The organism is Candidatus Acidiferrales bacterium (genome assembly GCA_035515795.1).
Classification (GTDB): Bacteria; Bacteroidota; Ignavibacteria; order Kryptoniales; family JAKASW01; genus JAKASW01.
Genome location: DATJAY010000038.1, coordinates 14,877 through 37,475, shown reverse-complemented (window position 1 = coordinate 37,475; position 22,599 = coordinate 14,877). Strand labels below are relative to the sequence as shown.

General features: G+C 48.2%; 15 protein-coding genes. 4 read left to right on the top strand and 11 right to left on the bottom strand.

Annotated elements, in window-relative coordinates; translation table 11 throughout:
• Positions 1-58 precede the first annotated feature (58 nt).
• The 10 genes from VLX91_15890 to sppA all read right to left on the bottom strand — a co-directional run bounded on the left by VLX91_15890 (position 59) and on the right by sppA (position 16,813).
• Positions 59-1,498 (bottom strand): cobalamin-dependent protein, encoded by a 1,440-nt coding sequence (locus VLX91_15890; GenBank protein ID HUI31690.1) that lies wholly within the window; start codon positions 1,496-1,498, stop codon positions 59-61.
• Positions 1,499-1,545: 47 nt separating this feature from the next.
• Positions 1,546-2,145, bottom strand: coding sequence for an OmpA family protein (locus tag VLX91_15885; GenBank protein ID HUI31689.1), 600 nt, complete (start codon positions 2,143-2,145; stop codon positions 1,546-1,548).
• A gap of 8 nt (positions 2,146-2,153) precedes the next feature.
• Complete coding sequence (locus tag VLX91_15880) at positions 2,154-2,813, bottom strand: hypothetical protein (GenBank protein HUI31688.1); 660 nt, start codon at positions 2,811-2,813, stop codon at positions 2,154-2,156.
• Positions 2,814-2,910: 97 nt separating this feature from the next.
• Positions 2,911-5,154: a PIG-L family deacetylase gene (locus tag VLX91_15875; protein ID HUI31687.1), complete on the bottom strand. Its 2,244-nt coding sequence runs from the start codon at positions 5,152-5,154 to the stop codon at positions 2,911-2,913.
• A gap of 308 nt (positions 5,155-5,462) precedes the next feature.
• On the bottom strand, positions 5,463-5,888 hold the full coding sequence (locus VLX91_15870) for a hypothetical protein (protein HUI31686.1): 426 nt from the start codon (positions 5,886-5,888) through the stop codon (positions 5,463-5,465).
• Positions 5,889-6,098: 210 nt separating this feature from the next.
• Positions 6,099-7,514 carry a SusD/RagB family nutrient-binding outer membrane lipoprotein gene (locus VLX91_15865; GenBank protein ID HUI31685.1) on the bottom strand — a complete coding sequence of 472 codons (1,416 nt, stop codon included), beginning with the start codon at positions 7,512-7,514 and terminating at the stop codon, positions 6,099-6,101.
• A gap of 14 nt (positions 7,515-7,528) precedes the next feature.
• A complete protein-coding gene (locus VLX91_15860) occupies positions 7,529-10,924 on the bottom strand; it encodes a SusC/RagA family TonB-linked outer membrane protein (protein HUI31684.1) in 3,396 nt (1,131 codons plus the stop codon).
• A 422-nt stretch (positions 10,925-11,346) separates the two neighbouring features.
• Positions 11,347-12,924: a phosphoglycerate dehydrogenase gene (gene serA, locus VLX91_15855; protein HUI31683.1), complete on the bottom strand. Its 1,578-nt coding sequence runs from the start codon at positions 12,922-12,924 to the stop codon at positions 11,347-11,349.
• Positions 12,921-14,102, bottom strand: coding sequence for an alanine--glyoxylate aminotransferase family protein (locus VLX91_15850; GenBank protein HUI31682.1), 1,182 nt, complete (start codon positions 14,100-14,102; stop codon positions 12,921-12,923). The genes serA and VLX91_15850 overlap by 4 nt, the downstream gene beginning before the upstream one ends.
• A gap of 260 nt (positions 14,103-14,362) precedes the next feature.
• Complete coding sequence (sppA, locus tag VLX91_15845) at positions 14,363-16,813, bottom strand: signal peptide peptidase SppA (protein ID HUI31681.1); 2,451 nt, start codon at positions 16,811-16,813, stop codon at positions 14,363-14,365.
• Positions 16,814-16,941: 128 nt separating this feature from the next.
• On the opposite strand from sppA, the gene VLX91_15840 reads away from it, so the two are divergent.
• The 4 genes from VLX91_15840 to VLX91_15825 all read left to right on the top strand — a co-directional run bounded on the left by VLX91_15840 (position 16,942) and on the right by VLX91_15825 (position 20,134).
• Entirely contained in the window at positions 16,942-17,916 is a 975-nt protein-coding gene (locus VLX91_15840; GenBank protein HUI31680.1) for an acetyl-CoA carboxylase carboxyltransferase subunit alpha, read from the top strand.
• 85 nt (positions 17,917-18,001) lie between these two features.
• Positions 18,002-18,403 (top strand): thioesterase family protein, encoded by a 402-nt coding sequence (locus tag VLX91_15835; protein ID HUI31679.1) that lies wholly within the window; start codon positions 18,002-18,004, stop codon positions 18,401-18,403.
• 38 nt (positions 18,404-18,441) lie between these two features.
• A complete protein-coding gene (locus tag VLX91_15830; GenBank protein HUI31678.1) occupies positions 18,442-18,627 on the top strand; it encodes a Trm112 family protein in 186 nt (61 codons plus the stop codon).
• A 22-nt stretch (positions 18,628-18,649) separates the two neighbouring features.
• Complete coding sequence (locus VLX91_15825; protein HUI31677.1) at positions 18,650-20,134, top strand: polysaccharide biosynthesis C-terminal domain-containing protein; 1,485 nt, start codon at positions 18,650-18,652, stop codon at positions 20,132-20,134.
• A 46-nt stretch (positions 20,135-20,180) separates the two neighbouring features.
• On the opposite strand, the gene VLX91_15820 is transcribed toward VLX91_15825, so the two are convergent.
• On the bottom strand, positions 20,181-22,595 hold the full coding sequence (locus VLX91_15820) for an alkaline phosphatase family protein (protein HUI31676.1): 2,415 nt from the start codon (positions 22,593-22,595) through the stop codon (positions 20,181-20,183).
• Positions 22,596-22,599: the final 4 nt, after the last annotated feature.

The window sequence follows — 22,599 nt, the reverse complement described above, 5'->3', positions numbered from 1 at the left end:
TCTCGTATAGCGACGCAGAATCATCTGGTGCGTGATCAGCAGACGACAGAAAAACGCACTACGCAACGATTTCTTGGCCCTTCCATTTTGATCCCTGCGCTGAAGTGGACAGTCCCGCCAAATACTTTTCTGGCGTTGTAACAATTCGCCAATCCCTTACAATCTCTCTCCAATCGGAGAACGACAGTCTTCCTCTCATTACATCGAAAAGCAATAATATTGATCCGGCAAAAGCGATGGGAGTTGGATAGCCTGTCTTGTAAAGCATGCAAAACTGTCGAATGAATTCTTTCGTCGGCAATCGAGTGGGCAGAACCGGATGCATGAGGTCGAAGAAATCATAGTCGCTGCGCATGAGATCTTCTCTTACGCTGTCAAAGAGCTCAGTGCCCGGAAGTGGAGTCAGCATAGTGAAGAATGGAAGTTTCAAAGACAGCTTCTTGACGTAATTTCTCAATAGTAAGAATTCATCTCCCTGAAATTCGGGGTCAGCGATAAATGAAACCACCGGTTCGATACCATGGTCTCTCAAAATCTCCAATGCCTTTTCGTTACTCTGCACCGAATTATGTTTTTCCACAGCATCAAGGCCACACTGGCTGACCTTCTCGAATCCCAAAAATGCAGATCGCAGTCCAATACCAGCCCATTTGTCTATGAGGCCCGGATGGAGGGCGATAGCATCACTTCTGGCCTGAATCAGATACCGCTTCATAATCCCCTCACGCTTAATGGCGTCAGCGATTCTGTCGGCGCGCCTCGGGCTGGCAAAGAAATTGTCATCGACAAAGAACACGTTGTCACTTTTCACGCTCTTTATCTCATTAATCACTCTTTCGGGAGATTTCATTCGGACTTTCCCCCGATAGAATTTCCATACGCTGCAAAAGTTACACTGGAACTGGCAGCCCCTAATTGTCTCAAGAGAAGTCACGGATTTTTCAACGAAGAGTCTATATCTTCTTCTGAAATCTTCAACGATACTTGAGTCATGATAAGGAAGTGAATCAAGATCATGGATAAGAGCTCTGGGCGGAGTCAACAATTGCTTACCATGGCGCCTAAACGCTAGTCCGGTAACCTTGGCTAAGTCACTTCCGCTGTTCACAACTTCGATAAGTTCTCTGGTCGTTGCTTCTCCCTCACCCATGACGATTGCGTCGATTGACGGCAGATTGAAATCGTCAGGCATGAGCGAGGGATGATGACCTCCTACAAATACGAACACCCGACTATCAACTTGCTTGACGATTTCAGCGGCTTTTATGGCCTGGTTGTAATCCATCGTAAAGGAGGAGGTGATCCCGCAGGCATCCACTCTTTCAGATTCGACAATCCTCTTCAGATCTTCGAGAGTTGAGAAGCGGAGATCGATGAAATCCAAATCGCAAATATCTGTAATTGCCCCGGCTACCGATTCAAGCCCGAGAGGTTCGACATACCCGAACGGCGCCGCAAACTTTTCTCTTTTCCCCGGTTGTATCAGAAGGACGCGCATGTGATCTTCAAAACCTTGTATGCCTTCGAGACGTCGCCGCCCCGCCTTCAGTAGTAGATGTGAACCTCCGTTCGCCGATTCTCTGCCCTTCCTTCACGGGTTTCATTGGAAGCGGCAGGCTTTGCCGAGCCATTCGCCACTAGTTCTATGTTCTCCAGCGAGATTCCCAGACGCTTGGAGAGTGAATCGGCAACACGGGTCGCTCTCATTTTCGAAAGACTGACATTATACCGTGATGGTCCGATCGAATCGGCATTGCCTTCTATTACTATTCGAAAACTCTGTCGACGAAGGTTGCGTACCGCTTCATCTATCCGATCAAAAATGCTATAAACATTCCTGTTAATCGTTGCACGGTTGAAATCAAAAAAAACTTTAATCGGTCCGGGGTGTGATTCAGCCTGTCTTTCTTGAGCAGACTCCTGTGAAACTTTGTTTTCGGAACTGTATGACGGCGGTTTTTCTACCGGCTGAATCGTTTCGGAAACCGGCTGACGGGACGACTGCACTATCACCGCCGATTCAGGCGCGCTGGCGTTTTTGTTACTTATAGACGCTCTCACTCTCAAAAACAAAAGAAGCAAGGCGCCGACGACTACGACCGCGACGAGCACCTTGCCTCCTGGTTCGATCTTTACTCGAGCCATTTCCTACTTCAATTTTCGGAAGACGTCGTGCGCCTGCGTCTTGTTCCGTGAGCCTGCTCAGGAACCTCCTGCGAAACAAAATACTGGAGCACACTCGAAAGTCTCTGCTCTTCTTTTTCCTTCTCTTGTTGCCAAGTCTGAAATTTGTCTCGAGTCTCTTTTATCAGGTTATTATTGTCTTCCATCTTCTCGCGGATCTCGTTGAAGATTCTCTCCATCTCTTCCTGCAGCCGCTTGTTTTCTTCGCTCTTTTTCTGCTCGAGTTCGCGCAGACGCCGCTCTTCAATCTTCTCGAACTGTGTCAGAGCTTTGTCGCGCTTGACTGCATCCTGGATTACTTCCTCAGGAGAGACCCTAAGAGCTTCCAACGCAACCATAAGTGCGCTTCGCTTGACTTCAGCGGAAGCATTCTTAATGTACGCGCTTTTCAAAAGCTCTTCGACCCGATAAATTGTGAAGCCTGTCGATGCGTCTTTTATCCCGAATGCCTGATAGATGGCTTCAAAACTCGGGAACTCTTCACCGATGCGCGCCACCGGCTGCTCGAGTTGAGGTTCTGCCACCTCCAATCGAGTTGTGGCTATGGAAGTTTGAACATCCGATGCTGCGGATTTTTTCTGTTCATCTTCAACCGACACAAAAACGTTGTACCATTTCTTTTCTGCCATATTTACCTCCGACAATTCAATGAAATTTAGAAACTAAAAAACATTTAATCAATATTCTATGAAAGAAATATTTGTTCTTCCGACCCTCAAAATTCAGTCAATTACTCAATAAATTCGCCAGGAGCCGATAAGAACTCTGATTGATTTCAAGCAATCTCGGATAGAGGTTCAAGGTGCAATAGAAAATTTCACCGTTCCCAATCTTTTTTTCTAAAAGTAAAACGCGTTTACCCAAACTAATCAAAACCCTCGAGCCGGCTGCCTTGCCTGCCACTTCCCCGTATGACTCGACGAAATGCCCGTCGCCAAAACTTCTTTTGTTGATCTTATTCGGGAGCTGAAACATTTTGTCAGATGAACAGATATTTAATTTCTCGTTACAGCCGACAGCAGGCAGATAACGAAATTTTACCTCATCATCGCCAAACGACCTCGGTTGCTGCAATCCATACTGCGGAAGGACAATTAGCCTGCCTCCTTTGTTGAGCCATTGCGCGATTAACCCGTGCCGTTCAAACAATTCGAAAAATTTTTGAAAAGAGAACCGGTCTATTATTATTTCGGAATATTTCGATAAATCTTTATCAAGAGATTCAGTCTTGTCAAAAAATATTGCACGGACACCGAGTCTGCGAAGTGCGATTTGTACAGGGCTGTTCTCGACTACCGAACAGAGTCCGACATTTCCCTTGATGTTTACCTTTACATCGAGGGAATGCGCTGTAAAATTCCCGATCGGAATCCCATGGGTTGCCCAGATCTTTACTTCGTGAGGAGCTACCAAAAGCGTATCCCATGTCAATGGGAGAGTATCCGTTACAGCGCAATTTTTCCCGGGCAACTCCACTCTCTTTTGAGGCGATGAAACGATCGGGTCACTCACATAAAATACTCCGCCTGACTTATCCCGGACGTTACTTTTAAAGCGGACGCAGATACTCGTGTCACGGAAAACAGCGACCTGCGGTGTTAGCACTTCAACGGAGCGAAGAGGCGCGATGATAAGCGGTATCTCCTGCCTGTACATGAAATCATAATTTGGATTTGAATCCTGATGTGCCACCATAAATACGAACGGGGTCCTCACCTGCATAGCCTCAAACCCTTCCGGCGTTTCGGCCGAATTCAGAGCTATCGAACGAGGAGAAAGCACCCTAAATGTTGTAGTATCATTCCAGTCGTAATATTCTTTTGGATTTTCATTCACAACCCATTGCTTCTGAATGACTCCCGGAAACAATACCCGTGTTTTGCCTTTAAATAATACTCCGCCGAGTTTCCCAAATCGAAGAAAAAAATCCTGGACTGGTGTTACGACCGTATCACTTACGTACCATGAGATTGATGCGCCTAAGATGTCACATCGAAGTCTCTCAAGCCCGAGTTTCCATGTTGCCAACACTCGAAGATCGCTTTTCCCGAGAGAATGCTCATATGGGGAAATAAAATTATCGACCCTGGCTATTGCGCCATGAAGCATCACAAGCTGTTTTCCGCGGCCGGAAACTTTCTCAATAGAGAACACTGATCTTACGGCGGGAATCAAGGTTCTCAATGCTTTTCCAATCTCCGGTAACCGATTGTCTAACGGGAAAGGCGATTTTGCTGCAGTCGGATAAAGTTGAACATAACAATGGGATTCATTCTCGTCCCACAAACGGATCTGGTACCTCAAACTTTCGTAGGATTTTTCTGCTTCGAGCGCCATTTCAGAATAGCTCTTCGACCAGATCGGATCTCTTTGTTCGACAGGGATACCGGCAGTCCTTATTCGCTGATCTGTCTGAGCGAAAAGACGCGGTACTATCCATGACGACGCTTCCTTTTCCGCACTTATTTTTCTTAGAACGAGATCTTGAAAATATGCACAACGCGACGACTGTTTGCCAGCCGAAAGAGGATCATGATCAAGAACTATGATGTCAGGTTTGACTTCAGATATCACACTGTCAAGACGGTCATTCAATATTTTGTCGAGACGGGAAGTAGGATGGAAGCATCCTTCTCCTGCAGAAAATTCGTCGACAGGAACATTAAGAAAAAATGACTGCACTCCGAGATAAGAAAGGACGTTGTATGCTTCTTCCTTTCTTCGCGAAGCCAGTTGATAAAACATTTCACCGTTCAGATCGCTGGGGATATCTTCGCCGTTAGTAATGTATGCGACCGAAACAGCGGCGCCCCTTCCTATCCTGAAATTCGCGATCGAAGCAAGATCCTCAAAGCCCGGGGCGACCGTGATCACGAGATATACGCTCGGGTTTTTAATCTCACGAATTTCTTGTGCGATCGCCTTGGCACCTTCGCCGGAGAAGTACGGGGACTCCCGAGAATATGCCACTGGCCGTGCAAAGAGGGTCAATAAAGAGATGAGACAACATTTAAGTGACGCATTCATCGTCATTTATTGTAAGCTGTCTCCTTAAAATAAAAAAGGTCGTCCGTTCGCCTCAGACGACCTTGTTTAATCTACGCTGGCTTTGTCAAGTGAAAAGTGTAAACTTGAAATGGCTTTCAGAAATTTCATTCGAGGTCAAGGTTATACCGGCAACTCTTTTCACGTGTACGCCAACAGCGAATGCTTTTTCCGCGCTCCCGGGACGGACTTCTTGGCAGGGGGATTCTAAAAGATCCGCACGTGTGGTATCGCTAGCGCGGCGGCTGTGGACCCGAGCCCGAGGACCCGGGTGAACCGGAATTGGAAGCAGCCGAAAGCACCATTGCGGTTGTCGCCGCCACTACGCCTCCTGCGAGGAGTAATGTCCGGGGCATGTTTAATTTATCGACCTCGACGTATGCTATCCTTGAGGATGGAATTGAAATGCCGCTCTGAGTTAGTTCACCCATCATCGTCGTTGTAGTTCCCGTCCCAACCAGAGTATCACGCACGACTCTATACATCCCTCGTGCGAAATGATAAGAGGAGACTGTCCCCTGCGTATCTACAACAGCCGTAATGTCTTGATAACCATCCAGTTGTCCGACCTGATCCCCCGTTATTTGCACGGTGTCATAACAACCGCTCCAAACAAACATCGAGATTACAAAAAAAATCGCTCCACCGAATTTAATCATAGTCGCCTGCCTGATTTGCTTCGACACGCTCAACATAAGTAAATGTAAATCATGATGTCGGTCAAGGTCAAGCCCCAAGGGGACTCCCGACACACTTTTTTGAAACGATCTATCCTTGTCACCAAGAGAAACCTAAAAAAAATAAAACCTCGTCGCTGTCAATTAAGACCTCGACGAGGCTTTGTTTAATCAGAATATTTTTTCAACAGATCACGGCTGATTCGCCCAGGTCTTGGAATACATATTTACAGTCGTGGAAATAACCGCAGCGTTTGGATTCGCGTTGATTTCCTGGATCGGGTAAATGAAACGCTGTGGGAATTGTGCGCCGGTAATCGGAGCAATGCTGACAGTCGCTCCTGTCGAATCCTTATATTGGATTTGGTAATCCACCCTGCGCATCAGACTCAGCACCTCGATCTGAGACATCAGTGATACATATTCCTCATTGACGATAGTCTGCAGCAACGCGGCGGAGGTTGCCACCGGGGCATCAGTTGCAGCGTAATCGGCAGAGGTCTCAGCAAATACAGCGTTGTTATATTCCCTTGCGAGATTCAGCTGTGCAAGTGCGGTAGCATCGTCCCCCGTTCTTGCGGCTGCTTCGGCCCATAATAGATGGGTCTCAGATGCTCTGAAGATCGGGAAGCTGGTGGTCGGTCCATAAGCGCCCGTCGCTGAAGTGTTGAAGTCAGTTCCTGCGGCGTTGAAATAATAGGCCAACCTTCCGCTGTAGTTTGTTTTGCCATCGAGTTTCGCAGCATTCATCATCGGAATCACAAATGTGGCACTCGCATCCATGTATCCGGCTCTGTCCACAGTAAGGAATGAATTCCAGAGATTCAGGTCGCCATTCCAGACTCCGCCAGTATGCAAGAACGTGAAATCCTCCGAGCCGTCGGTGGCCAGGATTCCCTGCTGACATTGCGCAATAACCTGAGCCAGGACAGCAGCGTTGGCAGCGTAGCCACCATGCCTTGCGGAATGCATGAGGAATCTAGCCTTCGCAGTGTGTGCCGCCTTGACCCATTCTGGATTACTTCCCGCAGAGGAAAAAGCATCTCCGGGAACATCCGATGCACCTTGCGTTAGCTCAGCAATGCCTGCATCGAGAGTGGCCTGAACCCGAGAATACACAGAATCCTGAGGGTCGTACTTCGGCTGCAGGTAAACTGTTGGCTGGAACGCCTGTGAATATGGGACATCGCCCCAAAGATCCGCGACCGTTCCCATCTGGATTCCCTCGACCACTTTGGCAGCTCCTTCAAGTGTAGGATTACCATCCTTCGCTGCCTGAGCTTCGACCAGGCGAAGATCATATCCCACATTGTTGTAGGCGAGTCCCCAGTCGTTATTGAAGTCCTGGCTTGACGCGGTGTAAACATAGTATCCGATAAACTGGGACACGGTGCCTGTCGCTTCCTGCGACCACAATGCCGCGACATACGAGGAAAAGCCTTCCATAAACAGATCGAAGGAAACCTGCGAACTGGTGAATATGGTGGAAGCAGGCGCCGACGCCGAAGCAATCGGATTATTTTCGTAACCCTTGGTAAATGATTTGCAGCCGGCTATAACCGCCGCAACCAACAGGGCTGAAATTGCATATTTGCAAATTGTTTTCATTGTCTGCTCCCTTCTTAATAATTAACCTGCAGTGAAAGAATCCATGTCTTGATACTCGGATTGATAAAGTAATCAAGACCTTGACCGGTAGTTGGTCCCGTCAGATTGACTTCCGGATCTTGCCCTTTGTACTTCGTCCAAAGAGCAAGGTTTCTGCCAACCACACTGATTTGCAGGCTTTCGAATCCTAGCGAATGCAGCGGAATCAGATATGACAACGAAAGCTCTCTTAACCTGACGTAGCTCGCATCCTCGACAAATTGTTCAGAAGGACCTCCGGTCAAACTCGAACCGGGTCCAAAGCGGAACCACGTCTCATCGATGATTACCGGTCCGCCTCCGAAGTCTTTTACGTACCCTCTAAAGTTGTACGTCCCATCCGAATTCTTAACGTAAGAATTGCCATAGGTTCCGGCTGCCACAATTGAAGCTACAGTCTGTCCGTTCCAATTCACCAAAGTCTGAGCTTGCTGAGCGCTGATCTTGGTCCACCAGTTCTGATCGCCGAATCTTCCGAAGAAGTCAAGCGCGCCTTCTGTTCCATCCCAAACCTGGCCGCCATGTTTGATATCAAACAGCACGCTGAACGTCAGTCTTTCGTATCGGAATGTAGTCCCGATGCCGGCACGCCACTTCGGATTTGGATCTCCTATAATTGCATCCGTGTTGCCTATCTGTGGGAAGCCATTCGCATCGAGAATCAGCTTACCACTCGTGACTGGGAGACCATTGGCGGTATTCGCACTGTCACCTGTCCGCATCCAATGCGTCCCGAAGATCACGCCGACCGGCTGGTTAAGAACTGCGGCAGAAAATGGATCCGTGAATCCATTTAGAATTACGTATTGCGTTCCCGCAGGCATGCTCGTGACTTTGTTCTTGTTGGTTGACCAATTCAAAAGCGTTGACCAGGAGAACTCTCCGATGCGCAGCCATTCGACGTTGAGTTGAACTTCCGTCCCAACGTTTGTCAAGTTGACGGCGTTCTTGTAGATATATCCAAAGCCGGTCGACTGCGGCACAGTAATCGGAACAATCGCACCTGTGGTCTTGTCGCTATATTCACTTACAGAAAGTGTAGCCCTGTCGCCAAAAAGTCTTAGGTCGAGACCACCTTCGAGTTCAGTAGTTTTCTCTGGGGCTATCCCTGCATTACCCATCAAGTTGAGACCTTGGTCGGGGTATATCGATGCACCGCCACCGTAGTATTGAGGATTCAAGCCGGATCCCCAACCATTGGTAACAGCTTGATTCCCGATAAAGTACGTGTTCGAGCTATATAGTGGAGGCGGTACGCCAGCTTCACCATATGCCAATCTCAATTTGCCAAAGGACAAAATGTCGTTCCCTTCAAATAGTGGGAGCTGGGTAAACTGCCAAGCGGCACTAACGGATGGATAGAAATACAGACCTGCACTTTCTGGTCCGTACGTGCTCGAGGTTTCATCCCTTCCCGACAAGCTTACGAATAGCTCGTTATACATACTCAGGTCCAGTTGTCCGTACATTGCAGCATCGCGCTGCATCGTCCAACCCTGGTAGGGAGGCAGCGGAGTGGATGCGTTGCCAAGAGATGGCGGACCGGTGGGTATCAACAGGGATTGAACGATGTTGGTAATGGAGTTGTATTGCTGATGATCCAGGTGGATTCCCAGCATCAGGTTTCCGCTGAAGTCGCTGCTGAAATCGTGTTTTGCCCGGCCCTGGAGATCGGTGTTGATCTGGTATTGGGAGAAGACGTTATCGCTGTATTGGCCGGCATAGAAGTTAGGCGCCTGAGGAGACTGCGGGGCCGTCCAATCGAAATAATTCAGGAAGCTCGTGTTCCTGTCGCCTAAATAGTCCACTCCGGCTCTATAAGTGAAGTCCAGCCAATCCATCGGATCATAAGAAAGTTGCAGATTACCGATGACCCGATTGTCCAGGAATGTCGTCGGATCCTCGTAGACGCTGAAGAGCGGATTGTCATATACTCCAGACGCGTATGGACTTCCGTTACCATCGCGGAATCCCCTTTGCGAATTGGCGGTAACGATTCCGGTTGCAGGATCGACGTAGTTGACGATGTAAGGCTGGTTGTTAAAATCAGGTGGACATCTATAAGCGCCCAGCATAAGTGCAGCGAGGTTTGAACCCTGCTGAGTTCTGTCTATGGCGCTGTTCACATACGTCGCATCGAGACGGAGAGTGACGTTTTCGCTAAACGTCCGACTCACCGAACCCTTTATAGACGTTCTCGAGAAATCAGAATTTGCAAGGACGATTCCGGTTTGGCCGAGTCTATCGACGTCAAGGTAGAAGGTCCCTGCTTGATCTCCTCCACTGAAAGTTACTCCATATTCAGTTGAAATGGGTTTATGAAAGAGCTCGGTTCCATGATCATACACTGTCTTTGAGTTCTTCTGGATTATTTGGGAAGTGGGAACGCTGGGAATAGCGAGGGAATCCGGCTTGCCGGACCTCTGCGAGATTCTATCTCCCCAGCTGTATCTGTTATTCCAAATATAATTACCGTTATCGCCCTGTCCGAAATCGGCTTGGAGAGGTTCCTCCCGAAGGAGTTCATCCATTTGAGTGTTCTCGCGCACGGAGATATTTATTTTTTTGCTCGGATTGAACACTCCAGATTTCGTTGTTATTACGATGACGCCGTTCGCTCCTCTTGATCCCCAAATAGCGGCAGCGGATGGTCCGGAATAAACCTCTACGGATTGAATATCCTCGGGGTTGATTTGATCGAGTGTGGAATATCCGGAAACTCCGGCGTTCGTATAGTTTGCGTTAAACGTAACCTGGTTATATATCGAGGCGTCAATTATCGGCTCGCCATCGAGTATGATCAGCGGCTGGTTATCTCCCTGAAGGGTGCGAGCTCCGCGGAGAACCATCCTCGTTCCCGAGCCCGGGTCTCCATTGCTCTCATAGGTGTTCAAGCCTGGAGCCTGCGCCGCAAGACTTGTGGCAATATCAGTTGCACCCGACAACGTCAATGACTTTCCAGCTACCGACGATACGGCTGTTCCCATCTGCTCACGGGGAGTCTGCAGTCCGATCGCATTGACGACGACGGGGTTGGTCGTGTATCCAACCGGTGACAATTGAAAGTCATGGGTAGCTGTTTCGCCCTCTTTGACCTGTATGCTTACAGTTCCGCTTTGATAACCGACAAAACGAGCCGTCAACTGGTAGCTACCAGCGGGCACGCCTTCAATCGTGTAATCTCCGGTAGCGTTAGTCGCCGCACCAAGAGCGGTCTTTTCGAGAATGACTGTTGCCCCGGGGAGAACATCACCAGTTTGACTATCGGTGATTTTTCCTTTGATTGTACCTGTCTGTGCCAGTGAGACACCGGCGGTAAAAGAAAGGAGACACAGTACAAGTAACGAAGCAAGCGGTAGATTCTTCTTCATCTGAATACCTCCTTGCAGTTTGTGGTTAGAGTTTTCCTACGAGTCATATTACCTCCTTGATGTGGGATTTGTAAGTAGGTGAGAAATGAAAAAATGAAACAAAAGGAAATATCAGCCAACAATAAACCTCCGCAATGGTTGATGGATTAAGCTAAAAGAAAAATGAGGGAGTATTAATTCTCATAATACTCCCTCGTTTGAAAAGCCTAAAAGTAAATGAAACCCTTTTTTCCGCTCCGGCACCAGCATAAATTTCGCTGAAATATAATCTGCCGTGTGCGCTTTGTCAAGTGCAAAGTAAATCTTTTTTCATAAATTCCCAGCCTTTACTTTATAAAGAGAAAACCTCGCGAAAGTTCAGCGTGCGTGAAACCAGAAAGTTCATCTGGTTCTCAAATCCTTCGCAAGGTTTCCGTCGTCATTCATAACTTCACTGCCTTCACCTCAAAGACTCCCGAGATTTTTGAGATTTCTTTCAGCACCGGTTCAGGTATGTCGCCGTCAACGCTCATAACTGCAAGGGCCTTCTCACCGGGAGCGGACCTGCCTAACGACATGCCTGCTATGTTGATATTTGCCGACGCGAGCAAGCTGCCGACCGCCGCCAGCATTCCAGGCCTGTCTTTGTTCGAATAGAACAGCAAATGGCCTTCCGGAGCAATCTCGAAGTGGAACCCGTCAATCCCAACTACTCTCATCTCGGAAGTACCGAAAACCGTTCCTGAAATATTTTTCTCCTCATCTTCGGTTTGTACTTCTACACTCAAAAGGTGAGAATGATGCTTCCCGTCCTGATCTTTTTTCTCGCTTACGCTGATTCCCATCTCTTTCGCAATTAAGGCAGCGTTGACAAAGTTCACGGGCGCGTACATCATTTTATCAAGCAACCCTTTCAGCACCGCGGTGGAAAGAAGCTCGCAGGAATTTTGAAGCAGTGCACCACGATAAGAAGCCGTTATAGATTTCACCTTGCCCGTCAAAAGTTGCGCGTGGAGCGAACCAATCTTCTCGGCGAGGACCAGATACGCACGCAGTTCGTCGCTTACCGCGCTCTGGTAGTCGATGATGTTTACTGCACCGACAATTCCCCTTCCCTTGAAAAAGTCGGCCAGCTCTTCGCCGATCTGTTTCGCGACTTTTTCCTGGGCTTCCTCCGTCGAGGCACCGAGATGAGGAGTCGCGATAACCTTCGGATGTTTGAGAAGAGGATGATCACCCGGCGGTTCCTTCACGAATACGTCAAAAGCGGCTCCGGCAACTTTCCCGCTCTCGAGCGCCTTGAGAAGTGCATCTTCATCGATGATCCCCCCTCTCGCGCAATTGATAACGCGAACGCCCTGCTTGCATGCCGAGAAGGCTTTGTCTCCCAGGATGCCGCGTGTTTCTTCCGTTAGAGGAGTATGCACGGTTATAAAATCGGATCGCCTGTAAATTTCATCTAACGAAACTAGCTCTATCCCCAGCTTGGTAGCAATGTCGGCAGCCAAAAGAGGATCGTACCCGATTATGTTCATTCCGAACGCCTTCGCCCTGGTAGCAACTTCTCTTCCGACTTTGCCGAGACCGATAACACCGAGAGTCTTGCTCATCAATTCTGTACCGGTGTACTTCTTCCGCTCCCATTTTCCGCCCTGAAGGTCGCGGAATGCCTGAGGGATATTCCTCGCGAGTGCCATCATGAGTGCCATGGTGTGCTCGGCGGTGGATATTGTGTTACCGCCCGGCGTGTTCAGAACCACGATTCCCTTTCTTGTCGCAGCAGGGACATCGATATTATCGACCCCCGCACCGGCGCGGCCTATGACTTTCAAACCGTTCGCTGCAGAAATAATATCCGCCGTAACTTTGGTCCCGCTTCGTACGATCAAGCCGTCATAAGAGGCGATGATTTTCTTAATCTCATCCGGAGGTAACCCGGGCTTAGCATCCACCTGGATCCCTTCTTTCTGAAGAATATCCGTGCAAATCTGCTCGATTGGATCTGTGACGAGGACTTTCATTTTGCCACCTCCGATGTCTGCGCTACGGGCGCCATTTCCGCCGTGTGTTTGGCAAAAGTCTTTTGTACGGCCGCAACTCCCGAGCCCGCTTCAAACTTGAAGTTCAAATCATGGAGCGTCCACTCAAGCGCAGCGACAACTCCGACTATGTCCACCTCGTCATAGTATCCGAGGTGCGAGACCCTGAAAATTTTCCCTTTCAGATGCTCCTGGCCTCCGGCGGTTGTGATTCCGTATTTCTGTTTTAGAATTTTATTGAATTTGGAATACTCGACTCCATCGGGAACACATACCGCTGTCACGGCATGCGACGCTGGTGCACCGAAAAGTTTCAGCCCGATCGCCTCGCATCCGTTCCGCACGGCCTCGGACAAAACCTTATGATGAAGCCAGATGTGTTCCACGGTTTCTTCCCGGATCATCCGCAATGCTTTCTCAAGACCCACTACAAGAGTGATCGCAGGAGTAAACGGCGTATCGTTGTCCTTATGCGCTTTCAATGCTTTTTTGAAACTGAAGTAGAACTTCGGGAGCTTCGATGTCTCCATCATCTTCTTCGCCCGTTCGCTCAGTGCGGCAAACGCGAGTCCGGGTGGAATCATCAAACCCTTTTGCGAGCCCGTCACAATCGTATCCAATCCCCAGTCATCGAAGTGCATCTCATGGCACCCGACCGAGGTTATGCCATCGACCACAACGGCGATGTCGTACTTGGCGTGGATCGCCGCGGCTATTTCTTTGATGTTTGTGAAAACTCCTGTAGAAGTTTCACTGTGAGTTAAAAAAACCGCCTTCGCAGTTGGATTTTTTTTCAGCGTGTCAAGAAGAAGTTCGGGTGATGGAGCAGTTCCCCACTCGACCTTGACCTCTATCGGCTCGACGCCGTAAGCTTTCATGATTTCTCCCCAACGCTCGCCGAATTTTCCAAGGTTTACAAATATTGCTTTGTCCCCCGGGGATAGAAGATTTGCAACGGATCCTTCCATCGCGCCCGTGCCTGAACTCGTCAGCGTGAGTACTTCATTCTTCGTCTGAAAAAGATATTTTAAATTTTCATTGACACTTGTTAATACTGAAACAAATTCTGGATTCCTGTGATGAATGATTGGCTCCGCCATAGCGAGCATAACGCTCTCCGGAATCGGCGTCGGCCCAGGTGTAAATAATCTTTTCTTCATAGTAATTGCTCCAATTATTATTTGGTCGATTGACAGATGTAAGAGTGTTTCAACACAATTTGATCAACTTACAACTCATTTTATCCTTTCTATCCCATTGGAAATGAGATCGTCGGGATATTTCACCTTTCGTATTATTTTATCATTTTCGCCCGCACTCGCGCCGCACTATCAGAAACCTCGCACGTATCGGGCAGTTCTATCGTCCATTTTTCCCGAATGTAAACTCCCTTTTAATTTAGACATAGATTTGCTTTGATTCAATTTGAAAAGCTCTTCAAAATCATCGCATCAATTCCCAGCAGGTTCGGAAATCCGATCCCGGGCACCATGAACATTCGGACTGTGTAATCCCGCGAGATCCCTGCCGCATCCGCTGCATATTGGATCGCTTTATCGAGCCCGCCGTACTCATCGATCAAATCAAAGCTTTTCGCCTGTATTCCGGTATAAACTTTCCCCTGCGCCAGTTCTTCGACGCGATCCATGCTGAGTTTCCTGCCTTCCGCAACTTTCGTTTTAAAGTCATTATAGGTCTCGTTAAGAAATTTATCGACGTATTTCAAATCGGAATCGTCCCATCGATGGAACGGCGAGAGTATGTCAGAGTTTCTCCCCGCGCGGTATTCCTCAACATTACTGCCGAGATCCTTTTCGAGAAAATCTGTAAGCACAGGAAAAGCAATTACAACTCCGATGCTTCCCGTCAACGTTGCAGGTTCGGCGAAAATCTTCCTGACTCCCGCTGCCACATAATATCCTCCGCTTGCGGCTACGTTACCGAAGGAAGCGATAACCGGCTTTTTCTTTTCAGCATCATTTATCGCGTTATAAATTTCATCGGACGCAAGCGCAGATCCACCTCCGCTGTTTACTCTGAGAACAATCGCCTTTATGTCGGCATCTTCCGCCGCGGCCTTGATTTGCGCCGCTACGGTTTCGGAACCGCTTGCACGGTCGCTTCCCAAAAACGGAATCGGGAATGGAGAGGGCGGTGCGCTCTCACCGGTTACGATGTTGCCATAAACCCCGATCACTGCAATTTCGGGTCTTGTCCCCCATCTCGTCTCATACCTGCAGAGCCTCGATGGATCGACCTCAGGCAGACCAGCGCTGACATCTTTCTTGAACTCATCGTAGTAAGCAACCTGGTCGATGAGGTGAAGCCGCGCAGCTTCACGCGAGGAAAGGATCCCGGAAATAGCAGCCTTGAAGGAATCATCCATGGTAATGTTGCGGTTCACTTCGATCTGCTTTATCATCTGCGAATAAATATCGTCGACGAGCCCTTGAATGAGCTTTGCCTGTTCCGGCGATGCGGAATCTGTATAGATTGTATGAAAAGTAGATTTGTACTTGCCGGCTGTCTGCGCGTTCCACGATATGTGAAGTTTATCGAACAGACCCTTGAGTCTTATCAAATCCATATTGACACCGTAGCCGCTGATGAAAGCAACCGGGGCCATGTAGATTTTATCTGCAGCGCTCGCCAGATAGACTTCGTTCACACCGCTGTCGTCTGTCAAGTAGGCGTACACATTCTTTCCTTTCGAGCGAACATACTCCACTGCATCTGCAAGTTCTTGAGTCTCACTGGAGAGGGCAAAGAAGGATTCGTGCGTCGAGAAAGGATATATTTTCAGGATCAATGCGTCGATAGATAAATCATCGCCACATTTTTTTATCTCATCGATATAATCCAGAAGGTTTTTCGGAGATTTGAAGAACAGAAATGACTGCTGACGTTCGTCGGGAATATTTCCTCTTATGACTATCTCCGCAATTCTATGGTCAAACAAGATCGTGGGCATCTCCTGCGAGGTGACCATGATGCGTCCGTAGGTCGCAGCGTATTTGTCTCTCTGGTAACTCGATGCACCTTCAATATGAATATGCGGACTAAAATTGAGGCTGACACCAATTGAAACAGAATTTGTCCACACGTAGTCGGGGTTCCCGTATGAACCCCCAAAGCCAAGAACATACGTGGATGGTGTGTACCCGGATAGGTCATATATGCCATAGACTTTTAATCCAGGTATCGGCTCAACATCAATACCTATTTTGAAACCGTTATTATGAACGGGAGTGATGAGATCTGCACTTAAGGTCAAAAAATCTGTCCCAAACGGCCGAATCCCAACGCCGAGGTTTGCCGTTTTTTCGATCGCGTGCCCGCCAAACGGTGCATCCGAAAAATTATGGTAAGCCGCGCCGAGACTTATATATCGGTCCGGACGGACGATCAACCCGATAGCCGGAAGCCATCTTGATCCAACGCCGGTGATATCCGTAAGAGACAACGAAGCTCCGACTGCAATCCCCTGATTTCCAAATCCGAGTCCGACAGAATACTGGTTCAAGTTTTCTTCTAATGGTCCCGGGATTCCGAATACCGTTGAGCCGGAATTCTCGGCATTTCTGTATGCCAGCCCGAACTTTCCAGCTTGTCCGAAAATCCCGATATCATGGAAGACAGTGCTCGGATAATTGAGAATGCTTTTAGTAGGATAAAAATAATATCCGTCCAAGACTCCGCCGCGGCTGTAAAGACCGAGGCATGCAGGGTTGTAGAGGAATGCCTGCGTCTCATCCGTTCCGGCAGTGAAAAGATATTTCTGGTTTTGCGGATTTACTAAAATATCCTGTCCGGAAGCAGCGGCCGCTGCAATCACGTAAATAAGCGCAATGACGGCAACGATTCTTTTCATGTTCCTCCTAACTCGTATACGATATATAAAGTCAAAAATCAAAGGTAAAAAGTCAATAAGAGAGATTGACATTTTTTAAGCCTTGAATTTTGATTTTTGTCCTTTGACTTATTACCTTTTTAGGCATTATGGCAAAACAGATTCTTGAGTTTGAAAAACCAATCGCCGAACTTGAACAAAAGATCGAAGAGATGCGAAAACTCTCCGACCATCTTGACATTGAAGAGGAAATTAAGAAACTTGAGTCGCGAGTCAGCGAGCTACGGACAAATATTTATTCAAATCTAACCCGCTGGCAGCGAGTGCAATTAGCCCGTCATCCGGAAAGGCCGTACACTTTGGATTACATAAGCTTGATGACAACCGATTTCATCGAACTCCACGGAGATCGGTACTTCGGGGACGATCATGCCATAGTCGGCGGCTTTGCGAAGCTGGTCGAGGACCCTGCTCACGGGAACGGCAGAACTGTCATGATCATCGGTCAGCAGAAAGGGCGAGACACAAAATCAAACATTTATAGAAACTTCGGGATGCCGAATCCGGAAGGCTACCGTAAGGCATTGCGGCTCATGAAGATCGCGGAAAAATTCGGCAAGCCGGTAGTCACCTTGCTCGACACCCCCGGTGCTTATCCCGGCATAGAGGCAGAAGAGCGCGGACAGGCCGAGGCGATTGCGAGGAATCTTTTCGAGATGGCACAGTTAGAAGTTCCGATCGTGGTTGCCATCATCGGCGAAGGAGCCTCCGGCGGCGCGCTCGGTATCGGAGTAGGCGACAGGGTTTTGATGCTGGAAAACGCATGGTATTCAGTCATCGCGCCGGAATCATGCTCGTCGATTCTCTGGAAGACCTGGGATTACAAGGAGCAGGCAGCCGAGGCATTGAAGCTCTCCGCAAAAGATCTGCTCCAGCAAAAAATCATCGACAGGATAGTGCCCGAACCGATCGGCGGCGCGCACAAAAATCCGAAGGAAGCCGCTGACATTCTCAAGAAGATTTTGATCGAGGAGCTTGAACCGTTAACTAAGATGAAACCCAACAAACTTGTCGAAAACCGGATCGAGAAGTTCAGCTCGATGGGCTCGTTCTCGGAGAAGTAATCCAAATTTTGAAGATCAGATTTTTCACTTTTAGCCGAAGGCATCTCCCCGGACATTTTGAGTTTTTCATTCTTCACATTTGAAAATGTACTCCACAAAAAGCAATATCAGGGTCCGTTATGCAGACACGGACCAAATGCACGGTGTGTATAACGGGCGATACTTCGAATACTTTGAAGTCGGCAGAGCCGATCTCATGCGATCGCTTGGAATGACGTATCGTCAATTTGAAGCTGCAGGGTTTTTCCTCCCTTTGACAGAAGCGTACGCCAAATATCTGCGGCAGATACAATACGACGACCTGATCGAGGTCGTGACCATACTGAAAGAAGTCCCTGCAGCGCGCCTCAGAATAGATTACGAGATTTTTCGCGGCCAAGAAAAGATGACGGAGGGATTCACCGTTCACAGTTTTGTCGATGTCAAATCAGGAAAGCCTGTACGGGCACCCAAGATTTTCTTGGATTTGCTGGATGAAAAACTATAAAAACGATTTCAAACTTAAAATTCCGAAGGGAAAAGGCAATGCTTAAAAAAGAACTGCTCGACATACTTTGCTGTCCGAAACCGGAATGCCATGGCGACCTGGATTACAGTCCGGATCAAAACACGCTGACCTGCAGCAAGTGCGGCCATGTTTATAGAGTCGAGAACGATATCCCAATTATGCTGATCGAGGATAATCCCGAAACCAACGCGGCTAAGAAATAGCTACTCATCATTCTGATCCGCGTTGCTAGATAAAATCAAATCCCTCGGTGCCGATACCGCTGTTTACGGTGTCAGTACGATTATCGGCAGGTTCCTCAACTTCCTCCTCGTACCATTTTATACAAACGTCCTTCCACCTTCCCAGTATGGAATAGTTGCCACGATTTATTCCTACATCGCATTCATGAACATCATATATATCTACGGGATGGAATCGGCGTACTTTAAATATGCATCGACGAAAGAAATTGGAAACGACAAAGAAATTTTTTCAACCCCGTTCTTTTCTATCTTGCTGACTTCGATCATTTTTTCGGGAATAATCTTTTTCAACAGCTATCACCTTTCGGTTTTTATCGAAGTTCCTCTAAGATTTGAAGACACGATAAGATATTCCGCTATAATTCTCCTCTTGGATTCGCTCGCGATAATACCGTTTGCATCGCTGCGGCTTCAGAGAAAAGTGAAAACCTTTGCAGCAATAAAGCTGGTCAACATAATAGTGAACGTTGCCGCAAACGTTATCCTCCTCTTGAAGTTTCATACTGGAGTCGAGGGAATTTTCATAAGCGGCGTGATAGCGTCTGCCGTCACTCTGGTGCTTCTTCTGCCGGAAATTCTCGGCAAACTTTCGTTAAAATTTGTCGGCGATCTTTACGCGGCATTGCTGAAATTCGGTCTGCCATACATTCCCGCAGGGCTTGCAGCTATGATGGTACAGGTGATCGACAGGCCGATTCTTCTCGCGCTCACAAACGAAAGCACTGTCGGAATCTATCAGGCCAACTACCGCCTCGGGATTTTTATGATGCTCGTCGTCTCGATGTACGATTACGCGTGGCGACCGTTTTTTCTCACACATGCCGGCGACCCTAACGCAAAGCAGCTCTTCGCAAGAATACTGACCTATTTTACTTTCATCAGCTCCATCATCGTCTTACTGATCTCGCTGTACATTGACGATATCGTGAAGCTCCATATTTATCACGGCCGTTCGATCATAAACCCCGCATATTGGTCGGGACTCGGGATTGTGCCTATCGTTCTTCTCGGCTATCTGTTCAACGGGATTTACGTCAACCTGATGGCAGGAATTTACATCGAGAAGAAGACTTCACACCTTCCTTATATCACCGGCATAGGAGCGGTCATAAATGTCGCAGCAAACTTCCTTCTGATCCCGAAGTTCGGAATGTTCGGCGCTGCGTGGGCTACATTTCTTGCGTACGCAGGAATGGCAATTTCTATTTACATCGTCTCCCAAAAATATTATCCGGTTCAATATGAACTTGGAAAAATTTTGAAGATCGGCATTGCATTAGGCATCACGATCATTGCCTTCTCATCGCACCACACTTTCCTGCCTAACTTAAACGAACAATTGATCAAAGTCTCTGCATTCGCGGGTTTTTTTGTAATACTGTTCCTGGTCGGATTTGCATCCAAAGAAGAGACGGAATTCTTAAAAAACCGTCTCAGGATTCGCGCCAAGAACACTCGGGCGTGATAATTGCTCTCGTTGCCTTCTCATCGCGTAGACGGCCGCCGAACTATCACTTATTCACTACGGCCGACAGTATCGAATACCTCGGTGTAGGCATATCGGATCCTTTTATTGATCTCCAAATAATTTCATTGAACAATCTGTCCGGCACGGCATCTGCCACTTTCAAATTCATGTGCTCCATGATATTCTCCCCGTAAGCGCCCGATTTGTTTTTAGCGGTAATATCGATCAGCGGCTGGGCAACGTTGTAGCTTGCAGTATCTAACGACATTGTGAACGAATTGAACATCGGATTCGCGGCAGCATCATACTGGCTCATCGGAGGCAGCCCTAGCAGGAGTTCCATGGTTCTCAACATCGACGAAGTGGAGTAAAGAGTGTGGTCCACGAAATGCCGCTTCACAAAAGGGCCAATCACGAGCCCTTCCGTTCTGTGCGCATCAACGTGGTCCGCTCCATTTTGAGCGTCGTCTTCAATTACGAATATTGCAGATTGCTTCCAGATTTTGCTGTGGGAAATTTCATCGACAAATAATCCGAGGGCATAATCATTCTGTGCCACCATGGCTTGAGGAGTCAGCGCGCCTCTGGCGGTTCCGGCTGTGTGATCGTTGGGAAGCCGGATGATATTGAAATGCGGCACGTTCCCGCTGTCGACCAGTTTGCCGAAATCTCTCCGCCATTCTTCAAAACGATTCACGTCGGAGTAGCTCAGGTCCCATCCTCGATATGCCTTGTCATAATGCGGCAGGAGTATTTCCTCGCTGGCAATGTTCTCCATCGTGTCAGCCGTCGTATTTTCAACAAACTCGCCGTAGTCCCTGAACGACACTCCGTTTCTCGCACACAGGTCCCAGACATAACCCGATTTAGGAGTAGCGGCTGGCTGCCCGCCTTCGAATTCGTAGGGAGCTCCTCTCCCCCCGTAATTATTCGGCCAGCTCTTCTCGACGTAGTCGGTTGCATAAGCCGCAGTCGACCAGTTGTGCCCGTCTGCACTGACCTCCGCATCGCAATAAAGATTGTCGAGCAGAACAAAATTCTTCGCCATTTCATGAATGTTCGGTGTGATCTTCCCTCCGAATAAAACCAAACTCGAATCACCGTTCCCTTCAGGAACATCGCCGAAAACCTGATCGTAAGTCCTGTTCTCTTTTATGAAATAGAAAACATATTTTATAGGAGATTTCTCGCCGACTTTCTGCGGAATCGGATTACCCGATGCAAACGTCGCTTCCTTTGATTCTGCCGGCCTGTACGGGGTATTGCCATAAACTTGTTTCGTATAGGCTGAGATTTGTTTGGCGTTCGGAAATTCTAAAAAGGACAGCGTCCCTTTGAGCAAAGTGCCGATGTATTGATGCTGTGGATTTGCAAGCGAACGATTTCCCTTCCCGTTCAAAACCAGGACCGTCCCATCTTTTAGTTCCAGAACTTTTGTCGGATACCAGCCGACGGGAATAAAGCCGATCGGTTTCGGCGCTTTGACATCGGAAACATCGATAATTGCCAGGGAATTATTATCCGCATTTGCGGCAAGGACATATTTTCCGTCGTTGGTCGCGCAGACGGAATTAGTGGTGGAACCCTCCGGTGAATCGGGGTAGAGCGCGGTTGAAACATTTGAGACTGCGCGATGAGTTTTCAAATCTATAGCGGTCACGCTATTGTCATTCGCATTCGCTACATAGGCGTACCGGCTCTCTTTACCTATTGCGATCTCTGTCGGATGATCGCCTGTTACAACATGGTACAGCAACCTCGTTCCGTTGAAAGCCTCAATTCTTTTCGAACTCCATATCGACACCAGAAGCGTTCCGTTCGTCATAAATTTACATGAATATGGCATCCCGTCGAGTTTTACCGACTGAAATTCTTTTGTCGAAAGGTGGAAATATCTCAATGTGCTGTCACCTCGAAAGACAACTGCAAGATTATCCCTGTTCACATCGAGTCCGGCGGCCCATTTCGATGATCGGAAATCTACGGTGTCCGAGCTTGCCAATTTTCCATTTATTAAGTCCATGGTGTAGACGCAGTTTTGATTCCCACCTGAGACGAACAGTTTGTTCTTGCGGAAGGCGATACCGAGCCAGCTGTCTTTCAACTGAATCGATTGTACCACTTTACGTGACTTCAGATCGACGAGAAGCACAACTGGTTTCGAGACGCCGGCATGGGTAACTGCCAAGAATTTCTGGTCCGTCGACACCGCGGCATTCAGCGGGAAATCGTCCAGCGGGATCGACTCACCCGCCGGCGAGATCCACCATCCGTTCGGCAAAAGCACGCGACCATCTCTCTGGCCTGGAAGCTGAGCATGAGCCGTCAGGCCCGAACAAGCGAGCAGAAATGATGAGACAACCAATCTTGAATAAGCATTGAGACATGTCCGGACCAAACCGAGAAGCTTCGATGACGGAAAGAGAAAAATGAGAAGGGAGAAAATTTTTTTTGACATTCTA

Coding starts and splice junctions, on each gene's coding strand:
- VLX91_15890 (HUI31690.1), bottom strand. CDS start 1,498: ATGCGCGTCCTTCTGATACAACCGGGGAAAAGAGAAAAGTTTGCGGCG.
- VLX91_15885 (HUI31689.1), bottom strand. CDS start 2,145: ATGGCTCGAGTAAAGATCGAACCAGGAGGCAAGGTGCTCGTCGCGGTC.
- VLX91_15880 (HUI31688.1), bottom strand. CDS start 2,813: ATGGCAGAAAAGAAATGGTACAACGTTTTTGTGTCGGTTGAAGATGAA.
- VLX91_15870 (HUI31686.1), bottom strand. CDS start 5,888: ATGATTAAATTCGGTGGAGCGATTTTTTTTGTAATCTCGATGTTTGTT.
- VLX91_15865 (HUI31685.1), bottom strand. CDS start 7,514: ATGAAAACAATTTGCAAATATGCAATTTCAGCCCTGTTGGTTGCGGCG.
- VLX91_15860 (HUI31684.1), bottom strand. CDS start 10,924: ATGAAGAAGAATCTACCGCTTGCTTCGTTACTTGTACTGTGTCTCCTT.
- serA (HUI31683.1), bottom strand. CDS start 12,924: ATGAAAGTCCTCGTCACAGATCCAATCGAGCAGATTTGCACGGATATT.
- VLX91_15850 (HUI31682.1), bottom strand. CDS start 14,102: ATGAAGAAAAGATTATTTACACCTGGGCCGACGCCGATTCCGGAGAGC.
- sppA (HUI31681.1), bottom strand. CDS start 16,813: ATGAAAAGAATCGTTGCCGTCATTGCGCTTATTTACGTGATTGCAGCG.
- VLX91_15840 (HUI31680.1), top strand. CDS start 16,942: ATGGCAAAACAGATTCTTGAGTTTGAAAAACCAATCGCCGAACTTGAA.
- VLX91_15835 (HUI31679.1), top strand. CDS start 18,002: ATGTACTCCACAAAAAGCAATATCAGGGTCCGTTATGCAGACACGGAC.
- VLX91_15830 (HUI31678.1), top strand. CDS start 18,442: ATGCTTAAAAAAGAACTGCTCGACATACTTTGCTGTCCGAAACCGGAA.
- VLX91_15820 (HUI31676.1), bottom strand. CDS start 22,595: ATGTCAAAAAAAATTTTCTCCCTTCTCATTTTTCTCTTTCCGTCATCG.